This is a genomic window from Actinoplanes sp. NPDC024001 (genome assembly GCF_040638955.1).
GTDB lineage: Bacteria > Actinomycetota > Actinomycetes > Mycobacteriales > Micromonosporaceae > Actinoplanes.
In genome coordinates this window covers 20,338-30,144 of record NZ_JBEZZB010000132.1, presented here as the reverse complement: position 1 = coordinate 30,144, position 9,807 = coordinate 20,338, and the positions used below count along the sequence as shown (strand labels likewise).

The 9,807-nt window shown below is 72.3% G+C and carries 11 protein-coding genes and 1 pseudogene; 5 read left to right on the top strand and 7 right to left on the bottom strand.

Annotated elements, in window-relative coordinates; all coding sequences use genetic code 11:
• Positions 1–1,073: pseudogene (locus AB0F81_RS37305) on the top strand (cyclic nucleotide-binding protein); the annotation flags it as partial.
• 30 nt (positions 1,074–1,103) lie between these two features.
• The gene (locus AB0F81_RS37300) at positions 1,104–1,319 is read left to right on the top strand and encodes a hypothetical protein (RefSeq protein WP_360205355.1); all 216 of its coding nucleotides are present in this window, start codon (positions 1,104–1,106) and stop codon (positions 1,317–1,319) included.
• Here AB0F81_RS37300 and trxA read toward each other — a convergent pair.
• Both trxA and AB0F81_RS37290 read right to left on the bottom strand, forming a co-directional pair.
• Positions 1,316–1,663 (bottom strand): thioredoxin, encoded by a 348-nt coding sequence (gene trxA / locus AB0F81_RS37295; protein ID WP_360205352.1) that lies wholly within the window; start codon positions 1,661–1,663, stop codon positions 1,316–1,318. The genes AB0F81_RS37300 and trxA overlap by 4 nt on opposite strands.
• Entirely contained in the window at positions 1,645–2,025 is a 381-nt protein-coding gene (locus AB0F81_RS37290) for a MerR family transcriptional regulator (protein ID WP_360205349.1), read from the bottom strand. Before AB0F81_RS37290 ends, trxA begins: the two co-directional genes overlap by 19 nt.
• A gap of 65 nt (positions 2,026–2,090) precedes the next feature.
• On the opposite strand from AB0F81_RS37290, the gene AB0F81_RS37285 reads away from it, so the two are divergent.
• A complete protein-coding gene (locus AB0F81_RS37285; protein ID WP_360205346.1) occupies positions 2,091–2,945 on the top strand; it encodes a patatin-like phospholipase family protein in 855 nt (284 codons plus the stop codon).
• Positions 2,945–3,982: a 1-acyl-sn-glycerol-3-phosphate acyltransferase gene (locus AB0F81_RS37280; RefSeq protein ID WP_360205343.1), complete on the top strand. Its 1,038-nt coding sequence runs from the start codon at positions 2,945–2,947 to the stop codon at positions 3,980–3,982. The genes AB0F81_RS37285 and AB0F81_RS37280 overlap by 1 nt, the downstream gene beginning before the upstream one ends.
• Here AB0F81_RS37280 and AB0F81_RS37275 read toward each other — a convergent pair.
• On the bottom strand, positions 3,961–4,770 hold the full coding sequence (locus AB0F81_RS37275) for a hypothetical protein (protein WP_360205340.1): 810 nt from the start codon (positions 4,768–4,770) through the stop codon (positions 3,961–3,963). The genes AB0F81_RS37280 and AB0F81_RS37275 overlap by 22 nt on opposite strands.
• A gap of 178 nt (positions 4,771–4,948) precedes the next feature.
• Between AB0F81_RS37275 and AB0F81_RS37270 the strand changes: the two genes are divergently transcribed.
• A complete protein-coding gene (locus AB0F81_RS37270; protein WP_360205338.1) occupies positions 4,949–6,097 on the top strand; it encodes an FHA domain-containing protein in 1,149 nt (382 codons plus the stop codon).
• 49 nt (positions 6,098–6,146) lie between these two features.
• On the opposite strand, the gene rocD is transcribed toward AB0F81_RS37270, so the two are convergent.
• From rocD to AB0F81_RS37250, 4 genes are all read right to left on the bottom strand, one after another.
• Positions 6,147–7,361, bottom strand: a complete 1,215-nt coding sequence (gene rocD / locus AB0F81_RS37265) for an ornithine--oxo-acid transaminase (protein ID WP_360205335.1) — start codon at positions 7,359–7,361, stop codon at positions 6,147–6,149.
• A gap of 85 nt (positions 7,362–7,446) precedes the next feature.
• Positions 7,447–8,253: a dimethylargininase gene (gene ddaH / locus AB0F81_RS37260; protein WP_360205333.1), complete on the bottom strand. Its 807-nt coding sequence runs from the start codon at positions 8,251–8,253 to the stop codon at positions 7,447–7,449.
• Between the two features lie 261 nt (positions 8,254–8,514).
• Positions 8,515–9,087, bottom strand: a complete 573-nt coding sequence (locus AB0F81_RS37255) for a hypothetical protein (protein WP_360205330.1) — start codon at positions 9,085–9,087, stop codon at positions 8,515–8,517.
• 104 nt (positions 9,088–9,191) lie between these two features.
• Positions 9,192–9,797: an ATP-dependent Clp protease proteolytic subunit gene (locus tag AB0F81_RS37250; protein WP_360205327.1), complete on the bottom strand. Its 606-nt coding sequence runs from the start codon at positions 9,795–9,797 to the stop codon at positions 9,192–9,194.
• Positions 9,798–9,807: the final 10 nt, after the last annotated feature.

Below are 9,807 nucleotides of genomic sequence, written 5' to 3'. Positions count from 1 at the left end.
GCGCGCCGATCGCCGCCCGCCCGGGCGCCGCGCACCCGCCGCTGGCCGTGCCGCCCGGCCCGCCGGAGAGCACCGACGGGTACGACGTGGACGGTCACTTCGAACGCCGGATGTGGGCCTTCGCCAGCGCGCTGCTGGTCTTCGCCCTGGTCAGTGTCGGCCTCAACGTGAGTTCCGGCCCGGCCTGGGCGGAGATGCCGGCCGAGCGGCTGTTGCTCAGCGTGGACACCGGGCAGGCCACCGCGATCGTCGAGGAGGAGTCCGAGGCGCTGCGGCCCGACGACGACCGCTACCTGAGCTCGGGTGCGCGGATCGAGGTGCCCGCGTCGGGCCGGGCGAGGCTGACCTTTCCCGGCGGCGCGTCCGTGGTGCTCTGCCCCGGTTCGCGGGCCGTGGTGAACGAGGTGTCGGTGCGGTCCGGCCGCACGTCGGCGCCGGCGGGCCGGCTCACCCTGGACAGCGGCCGGGTGCTGGCCGACACGACCAGCCCGAGCGGCGCGTTCGCGGCGCTGGACCTGACCGTGCTGCGCAGCCAGGGCGACGTGACCAGCGCGGGCCGCGCCTGGTACGCGGTGGACCCGTCCGAGGTCACCGTGGTCCGCGGGCGGGTGGCCGTCGGCGGCGCCGCGATGCCGGCCGGCGGCGGGGAGCTGAACTGCGGAGACGGCGTCAAGGTCACGCCGCCGTCGGCCGGGCCGAGCGAGGAGCCGGTCGACGAGCCGTCGTTCCCGGAGACGTCGGCGCCCCCGACGTCCGTCGCACCGTCGACCACGCCGACTACCGTGCCGGGTAGGACGACGGCGCCCGCCGACCCGGGCGACAACGACAACGACAACGACGACGACAACGACGACGTGCGGCCGACCACCACGACGCCGCCGCGGACGACCGAGCCGACCACCGCCGGTCCGCCGCCGCCCACCGTGCCGCCGACGTCGCGGCCCACCCGGACGACGAGCAAGCCGACGACCACGGAGCCGGAGCCGCCGCCCACGACCACGGAGCCGGAGCCGCCGCCGACGACCACCGAGCCGGAGCCGACGGAAGAGACCAAGCCGCCCTCGGAGGGCTGACGGCCGCTCCCGTCAGAGAGGGAGGCCGCCATGCTGTGCTGGTTCTGCGCCGAGGCGGCACGTGCCACGTGCCGGTTCTGCGGACGGGGCGTGTGTGCCGAGCACGCACGCTTCGGGCCGTACCTGCTGGAGGTCACCCGGTCGGTGCGGCGGGACCGCAGTGAGGCGCTGGTGGTCGAGGACGCGGTGCAGTGCGGCACCTGCCGTCCCCGACCACAGCCGGTCGCCATGCCCGAATTGGACTAGACGTTCGCGTACGGCGTGGTGGCGCCGGCCAGGGCCCGGCGCAGCACCGACCTGGGGCGGGCGCCGACCAGCGACGAGGTGACGACACCGTCGCGGAAGAAGAGCAGCGTGGGCATCGAGGTCACCCGGTAGGCCCGGGTGGTCTCCGGGTTCGCGTCCACGTCCAGCTTGGCGATCAGCACCTGACCGCGGAACTCCTCGGCGAGTTCGGCGAGGACCTGCGCCATCGGGCGGCACGGTGGGCACCACTCGGCCCAGAAGTCGACCAGCACGGGCTGGGTGGCCCGCAGCACCACCGAGGCGAAGGTGTCGTCGGTGACGGTGATCAGGGATTCATCTGGCATCGGATCTCCCTTTCCTGGACGGCTTGGCTCAGCTGGTCACGCAGCCGCTGCCGGACGTCGGTGAGCTGGGCGAGGTAACCGTCCACCTCGGCCAGCCGGCGGCGCAGCACCGCCACCGAGTCCGGGCAGACGTGACCGGACTCGTTGCCGGCGCGCAGGCAGGCGACGAAGGGCTTGATGTCGTCCAGGCCGAAACCGTCGGCGAGCAGCGTGCGGATCTCGTGCACCACGCGCAGTTCGGCGTCGTCGTACTGGCGATAGCCGTTGACGTCCCGGCGTGGGCGGACCAGCCCGTGCTCCTCGTAGTAGCGCAGCGTCCGCGGGCTGGTTCCGGCCCGTTCGGCCAGCTCTCCGATCAGCATGGGCCGACGGTATGCCTTCACATCGGCGTCAAGGCAAGGCCGCAAGATCGTGGGAGGATGAACACATGGTCGACGGTCCGGTGGCGTTCGTGCTCGGTGGTGGCGGCGTTCTCGGCGCCGTCGAGGTCGGGATGCTGCGGGCGTTGTTCCGGGCCGGGTTCCGCCCCGATGTGGTGGTCGGCACGTCGATCGGCGCGGTGAACGGCGCCCTGGTCGCCGCCGACCCGGCCGAGTCGGTCACCGACCGTCTGGTGCGGCTCTGGACCTCGCCCGAGGCTGCCGCGGTCTACGGGGACTCCCTCGGTCGTCAGATGCGCCGGTTCGCCGCGCGTACCCATCTGCACTCGCCGCGGCCGCTGCGCCGCCTGCTGGAGGGCGAGCTGGGCGAGGGCGCGTCGTTCGCCGATCTGAAGATCCCGTTCCGCTGCTGCGCGGCCAGCATCGAGCGCGCCGCCGAGCACTGGTTCGACAGCGGCCCGCTGGTGGACGCGGTGCTGGCCTCCTCGGCGGTGCCCGGCCTGCTGCCACCGGCGGAGATCGGCGGTGAGCACTTCGTGGACGGTGGCATCGTCAACTCCATCCCGATCGGCGAGGCGGTCCGGGTCGGCGCGAAACTCATCTTCGTGCTGCAGGTGGGCCGGGTGGAGCGGCAGCTCAGCGTGCCCCGCCGGCCTTGGGAGGTGGCGCAGGTGGCGTTCGAGATCGCCCGCCGGCACCGGTTCGCCCGCGAGCTTGCCTCGCTGCCCGACGATGTACGCGTGCATGTCCTTCCCAGCGGCGGCGGTGAGAGCCGGGACGACTCCCCGTGGGCGTACCGTGACATGGCCTCGGTGGGCCGCCGGATCAGCCGCGCCTACACCGCGTCCCGTCGCTACCTGGCGGCCAACGTGCATCCGTTGCCGGAGCCGGGTGGCCGCTGATGAGCCTGCCTCCGGTCTGGGTCCGTCGTCTGCTGATCGCCCCGGCCGTCGTGCTGCTCGCGCTGGCCCTGATTACCACCCTGCCGGTCTGGCTGCTGATCGCGCTGGCCGTGTCACCGCTGGTGCCGGGCCGGCTGCGGGTGCCCCGGGTGGTCTTCCTGGTGATCGTCTACCTGGTCTGGGACGCGGTGGCGCTGATCTCGCTCGCCGTTCTCTGGGCCGCCTCCGGCTTCGGGTGGAAGATCCGGACGCCGGCTTTCCAGCGCGCGCACTACGTCCTCACCGGACACTTCCTGCGGTCGCTGTTCTGGTTCGCCCGCTGGTCGCTGCACCTGGCGATCGACGTGGTCGGCACCGACCCGGACACCGCGCAGCCGGGCCGCCCGGAGATCGTGGTGAGCCGGCACGCCGGTCCGGGTGACTCGTTCACGCTGATCCACGCGCTGGTCAACTGGTTCGCCCGGGAGCCGCGGATCGTCCTGAAGGCCGCCCTGCAGTGGGACCCGGCGGTGGACGTGCTGCTCAACCGCCTGCCCAACCGGTTCATCTCGCCGGGGCGGACCGGCACGTCGACGCTGGAGGAGCAGATCGGTGATCTCGCCACCGGCCTGGACCACAACGACGCCTTCGTGATCTTCCCGGAGGGCGGCAACTTCACCCCGCGCCGCCGGACCAGCGCCATCGCCCGGCTGCGGGCCCGCGGCCTGCACGACATGGCGGTCCGCGCCGAGGGCCTGCGCAACCTGCTGCCGCCGAAACCGGGCGGCCTGCTCGCCGCGATCGACGCCGCGCCGGACGCCGGAGTCATCTTCGTGGCGCACACCGGCCTGGACCGGATGCTGACCGTCTCCGACGTCTGGCGCGAGCTGCCGATGGACAAGCGGTTGGTGATGCGGTTCTGGAGCGTGCCACCGGAGGAGGTCCCAGCCGGTGAGCAGGAGCGTGTCGAGTGGCTCTACGACTGGTGGGCGCGCATCGACGCCTGGGTCGAGGAGCACAAGCCGGAGCCGCTGGGTCAGCCGCCGAGAGCGCGGTAGACGTCCTCCGGGGCCTCGACGATCTGCGCCGTGGGCGGCCGCTCGGCGGTCACCGTGGTGCCGTAATCGGTGTAGCGCGCCTCCAGCGTCGTCGACTTCGGCAGCTGCAGGGTCAGCACCGAGAGCCGGCCGCGGTCGTCCAGCTCGGCGGTGAAGGGCACGCGCTGGGCGGCCGGGCCGTACCCCTCGATGGTCACCCGGTCGAGGCCGGCGACGCCGGCCGCCTTGGTCAGGTCCAGCGTGCCGGCCAGGTTGCGCGGGCCGGTGGCGCGCACGTCCGTGGTGGAGCCGATCAGCTGCGCGGTGTCCACCGGGTCGATCCGGTCCGGGCGCAGCCCGGTGTTGGCGCCCTCCGGCAGCCGGCCCATGTCGAGGTGCGTCCAGGTGGAGCCCTTGGTGATGCCGGGGATCTGGGCGTAGAGGTCCTGGCCGATCAGCAGCGACTTCACGGTCAGCTCGGTGTTGGTCCCGGTGGCCTTCAGGTCGGCGGTGCCGTTGCCCTTCGGCGCGTCGATCAGCGCGGTCAGCAGGAACCCGGAGCCGGCGGTGACGGTCAGCTTGAAACTCTCGCTGTCCAGCGCGGCGGCCGCGTCCGCGAGCGCCTTGACGGCGGCCGGGTCGGCGGAGGTGGAGACCGAGGGGGCCGCAGCCGCCGGCTCGGATGCCGAGCCGGAGGCGGAGGGGGAGGCCGAGGGACCGGCTGTGCCGTTCTCCGCGCAGCCGCTCACCGCCAGCGCGGCGGCCGTCGCGGCGGCGAGGCCCAGTCCGGCGAGCCGTGGTGTCCGCATGTCGGTCCTTTCTGCCGTGCCGGCGCATCGGGGGGTGACGCCGGTCGAGGAGGGGATTCCCGATCGGCTGATCCGGCAAACGGACACGGGGGTTTAAACGGACAGTGCGTACGGCCCCATTTTCGTGGCGATCATGGGCGGGGCATGATGGTTGGACGCACGTACAGGGGGAGGACTCGTGAGATTCGAGGTCAGCAAGGTCCTCGACGCCATCGAGGCCCGGCTCACCACCGACCCGGCCCTGGCCCGGGGTGTGGTTGATCTGTCGGAGGTCGTCCGCTACGCCGACCTGGACGGCGGGCGCCCGGCCAGTCTGGTACGCCTCGGCCTGCTCGTGGACGCACTCGGCCGGCACGTGGCCGAGGAGAACGTCCCGGTCTACGCGATCGCGCCACGCGGTCTCATCTCGGACACCGACCTCACCTCGAACGAGCGGATGGTGGTCCGGCGCTGGGCCGACGACGGCAAGATCGAGGTCGTCCCGCAGATCGACGACCGGGTGCTCGAGGTGGCCGAGATGCTCGGCCTGCCGGTGCTCACCCGCGACCGGGAGGACCGGTTCCGGGACCGCCGGCCGTGGGTGACCGATCCGGGCCGGCTGCTGGCCCTGGTGTCGAACGCGGGCGGCCCGACGCTGGTGGCCCGGGTCGGCCGGGGCGAGGCGCTGCCGCAGGCGTCCCGTTCGCCGCTGGGTGAGCGGCTGCTCGCCCGGGTGTGGAGCTGTCCCGCGCCCAACTGCAACAGCTACGGCAACGGCGGCGACCCGGACAGCCCGTTCGCCGACATGCGGACCTTCACCAGCCCGGTCTCGCAGCCGCCGCCCGCCCTGCGGGCCGGCGTGCCGACCTGCCCGCGGCACGGTGAACGGCTGCGCGACATCGGCCCGCGCCCGGCCACCGAGGTCTTCTCGGTCCGCATCGACGGCGTGATCCGGCAGCGGTTCGTGGTCTCGGAGGAGAAGCCGGTGGTCATCGGCCGGGCGCCCGAGGGCGGCTCCGGCGTGATGCTCGGGCAGTGGCTCACCGACGACGCCCGCAAGTGGATCAGCCGTGGTCACGTGGCGCTGGCGCTGCGCGGCGGCGAGGTGACCGTGCAGGACATCAGCACGAACGGCAGCGGCATCCGGCCCGGCGGGTCCTTCGAGGACGAGGACCGGATCACCCTGCGCCGCGAGGAGGTCCGGCCGCTGGCCTCCGACGACGTGGTCGAGCTCTACGCGGGCGTGCACGTGGGCCGCTCGAAGCTGTGGTCCAGCGGAGGCGTCGTGCAGCCCGAGTCGGTGATGGGCGAGGCCCCGACGATGGCGTTCCGGCCGGTCGGCCGCTGACGACGGAAACGGGCGCCGCCGGGTGGCGGCGCCCGTCAGAACGCCGGGATCAGCCCGCCAGCACCGCGGCGAGCTGCGCCAGCGCGTGATCCAGGTCGGCCTCGGTGACGACCAGCGGTGGGGCCAGCCGGATCGTCGAGCCGTGGGTGTCCTTGGCGAGGACGCCGCGTTCGGCGAGACGCTCGCACGCCTGCCGGCCGGTCATCAGGGCCGGGTCGATGTCCACCCCGGCCCAGAGGCCACGGCCCCGTACGCCGACGACGCCCTTGCCGATCAGCGCCTCCAGGCCGGCGTGCAGCCGGGCACCGAGCCGGGCCGACCGCTCCTGGAACTCACCGCTCGCCAGCAGCCGGACCACCTCGGCGCCGACCGCGCAGGCCAGCGGGTTGCCGCCGAAGGTCGAGCCGTGCTCGCCGGGCCGCAGCACACCCAGCACGTCACGGTTCGCGGCGACCGCGGAGACCGGGACGATGCCGCCGCCGAGGGCCTTGCCGAGCACGTACATGTCCGGGACGACGCCCTCGTGCTCGATCGCGAAGGTCTTGCCGGTCCGGCCCAGGCCGGACTGGATCTCGTCGGCGATCATCAGCACGTTGTTCTCGGTGCAGAGCTCCCGCACGCCGGCGAAGAACCCGGCCGGCGGCACCAGTACGCCCGCCTCGCCCTGGATCGGCTCCATCAGCACGGCCACCGTGTTCGGCGTGATCGCCGCGCGGACCGCGTCCAGGTCGCCGTACGGGACCACCGTGAACCCCGGCGTGTACGGCCCGAAGTCGGACCGCGCCTCCGGATCGGTGGAGAAGCTGACGATCGTGGTGGTGCGCCCGTGGAAGTTGCCGTCCGCCACGATGATCTCGGCCTGCTCGTCGGCGACGCCCTTGACCCGGTAACCCCACTTGCGGGCCACCTTGATCGCGGTCTCCACCGCCTCGGCGCCGGTGTTCATCGGCAGCACCAGGTCCTTGCCGCAGAGCTCGGCCAGGCCCCGGCAGAACGTGGCGAACTGGTCGTGTACGAAGGCCCGGCTGGTCAGCGTGACCCGGTCCAGCTGGGCGTGCGCCGCGGCGATCAGCCCGGGGTGCCGGTGCCCGAAGTTCAGCGCCGAGTAACCGGCCAGGAAGTCGAGGTAGCGGCGGCCGTCGACGTCGGTCACCCAGGCGCCCTCGGCCTCGGCGACGACCACCGGCAGCGGGTGGTAGTTGTGTGCGGTCCAGCGCTCGGCGTCCTCCAGGGCGCCCGGCGTACGGAATTCCACGGTCGTCACGAGCTGTGCCTCCTTGCCATGCCCTTCTGGCCCTCGCCTGCGAGGTGGTAGCGCGGTGCGGCCGGGTGCCGCTCGGTGCAGGCGGTCATGGCCGAACCTCCAGCGTGCAGCACTTGGGACCGCCGCCGGCTTTGCGCAGCTCGGACAGGTCGACCCCGACGGTCTGGTAGCCGGCCGCCCGCAGCGCGCCGGCGAGATGGGTGGCCTGCTCCGGAAGGACAACGGTACGTCCGTCGCTGACCGCGTTGAGGCCGAGCACGGCTGCGTCCTCCGGGGTGGCGATGACCGCGTTCGGGTACAGCTGCCGCAGCACCGACTGCGACCCCGGCGAGAAGGCCTGCGGGAGGTAGGCGATGTTGGTGTCGTCCAGCACGCAGAGCGCCGTGTCCAGGTGGTAGTAGGCCGGGTCGACCAGCTGCAGCGTGATCACCGGGCGCTGGAGGACCTCCTGGGTCTCCGCGTGCGAGGCGTGCGCGGTGCGGAACCCGGTGCCGGCCAGCAGCACGTCCCCGGCGAGCAGGATGTCGCCCTCACCCTCGTTGGTGTGCTTGGGCTCGTGCACGTCGAAGCCGCGCTCGCGGAACCAGGCGGCGTACGCCGGGGCCTCGTCGGCCCGCTCGGCGTCACGGAACTGCACCCCGAGGACGCGTCCGTCGACCACCGTGGCGCCGTTCGCGGCGAAGACCATGTCGGGCAGGCCGGGCAGCGGGTCGATCAGGTCGACGGTGTGCCCCAGGTCGAGGAAGGTCTGCCGCAGGGTCTCCCATTGGCTGATCGCCAGCGCGTTGTCGTACGGCGCCGTGGGATCCATCCACGGGTTGATCCGGTACGTGACCGCGAAGAAGGTGGGCCGGCACATGAGGTAGCGGCGCGGCCGGGCGTGGAACGTCATGGAAGAAAACGCTAGGCGCGAACCACCGTCGTCCGCTCCGGATCAACCATGCGTACCGCGTCGGATCGTTGCGTGATGGCGTGCCGCCGCGAAGATTCATTGCGCAAGCGGTGGGGAGGTGGCGAACCGCCACTTCCCCACCGCTTCGCGTTCTCCGGCGAACCGCCGAAGTGTTTCCGGGGCGGGACGACCGCCAGTCGTCGTCCCGGTTCCGAGGGGTAGGTCGCCGGTGCATCACCGGCGGTGAATGTCAGGTACCCGTCAGAAGCGGGTTTCAAACTGGGTGTCCAGCCAATTCCGGAGATCCGTCGCCGGCTGCATGTCGGTGCCCAGCCAGCTCAGCTGCCCGGTGAGCGCCAGCACGCCGATGACGATGGCGCCGATCGACAGGACCAGGCCGATCAGGGCGTCGGTCTTGCCGGCCACGTGCCGCTTGCGGGTGGCGAACAGGCCACCGAGCGAGAGCAGCAGGGCGACCGCGGACACGCCGATGCCGTAGCCCAGCAGCGGGCCGGAGAGGACCAGCAGGGCGCCGGCCACACCGACGATCAGGGCCAGGGTGGCGAGGAAGCTCGCGCGGGCTTTCGGGGCGGGCGGCGCGGTGTCCACGACGGCGCGGCCGGCCTGCGGCCGCTCGGCGGTCACCGTGGCGGCACGGTCGGCCTCGGTCCGGGGAACCTCGGTCCGCGGAGTTTCGGTCCGGGGAGTTTCGGTACGCGGCATGGTCGCCGTCGTACGGGTGTCGTCGCGGCGCGGAGCCACCGGCGGCACCGACGTGGTGCGGTCGTCCGTGTTATCGGCCGTGGTCTGACGGGAGAACGTCGGAATCCTCACCTCAGCACCTCCTTGACAGATTGGGGGATGACTGCCTACTACCCGCCCTGCCCGGAAACGACACGAGGGGCACGCGAAAGCGTGCCCCTCGGTGTGGTCGGAACTCAGCGCAGCGGCGCGCCCGTGTGCACGTCGGCCGCCCGGCGGATGACGTGGTCGACCAGGCCGTACTCCTTGGCCTGCTCGGCGGTGAACCAGCGGTCCCGGTCCGAGTCGCGCTCGATCTCCTCCGGGGTGTGCCCGCTGTGGAACGCGATCCGCTCGTTCATCACCTGCTTGATGTGCAGCATGCTCTCGGCCTGGATGGCGATGTCCGCCGCGGTGCCGCCGATGCCGCCGGAGAGCTGGTGCATCATCACCCGGGCGTGGGGCAGGGCGTACCGCTTGCCGGGGGTGCCGGCGCAGAGCAGGAACTGTCCCATCGACGCGGCCATGCCCATCGCGATCGTGGCCACGTCGTTCTTGATGTACTGCATGGTGTCGTAGACGGCCATGCCGGCGCTGATCGAGCCGCCGGGGGAGTTGATGTACAGCGCGATGTCGCGCTCCGAGTCCTCGGAGGCGAGCAGCAGCATCTGCGCGCAGATCCGGTTGGTCACCTCGTCGTTGACCTCACTGCCGAGGAAGATGATCCGCTCCCGGAGCAGGCGCTCGAAGACCTGGTCGTCGAAGGACGCGCCGCCACCACGCATGGTCGTGTCAATGCTCATGAGCCCACCC

Bases quoted from the DNA above. Each gene is read 5' to 3' on its own strand.
- ddaH (WP_360205333.1), bottom strand. From the start codon at position 8,253: ATGACGTTCCACGCCCGGCCGCGCCGCTACCTCATGTGCCGGCCCACC.
- AB0F81_RS37290 (WP_360205349.1), bottom strand. From the start codon at position 2,025: ATGCTGATCGGAGAGCTGGCCGAACGGGCCGGAACCAGCCCGCGGACG.
- AB0F81_RS37300 (WP_360205355.1), top strand. From the start codon at position 1,104: ATGCTGTGCTGGTTCTGCGCCGAGGCGGCACGTGCCACGTGCCGGTTC.
- AB0F81_RS37250 (WP_360205327.1), bottom strand. From the start codon at position 9,797: ATGAGCATTGACACGACCATGCGTGGTGGCGGCGCGTCCTTCGACGAC.
- AB0F81_RS37275 (WP_360205340.1), bottom strand. From the start codon at position 4,770: ATGCGGACACCACGGCTCGCCGGACTGGGCCTCGCCGCCGCGACGGCC.
- AB0F81_RS37280 (WP_360205343.1), top strand. From the start codon at position 2,945: ATGAGCCTGCCTCCGGTCTGGGTCCGTCGTCTGCTGATCGCCCCGGCC.
- AB0F81_RS37285 (WP_360205346.1), top strand. From the start codon at position 2,091: ATGGTCGACGGTCCGGTGGCGTTCGTGCTCGGTGGTGGCGGCGTTCTC.
- trxA (WP_360205352.1), bottom strand. From the start codon at position 1,663: ATGCCAGATGAATCCCTGATCACCGTCACCGACGACACCTTCGCCTCG.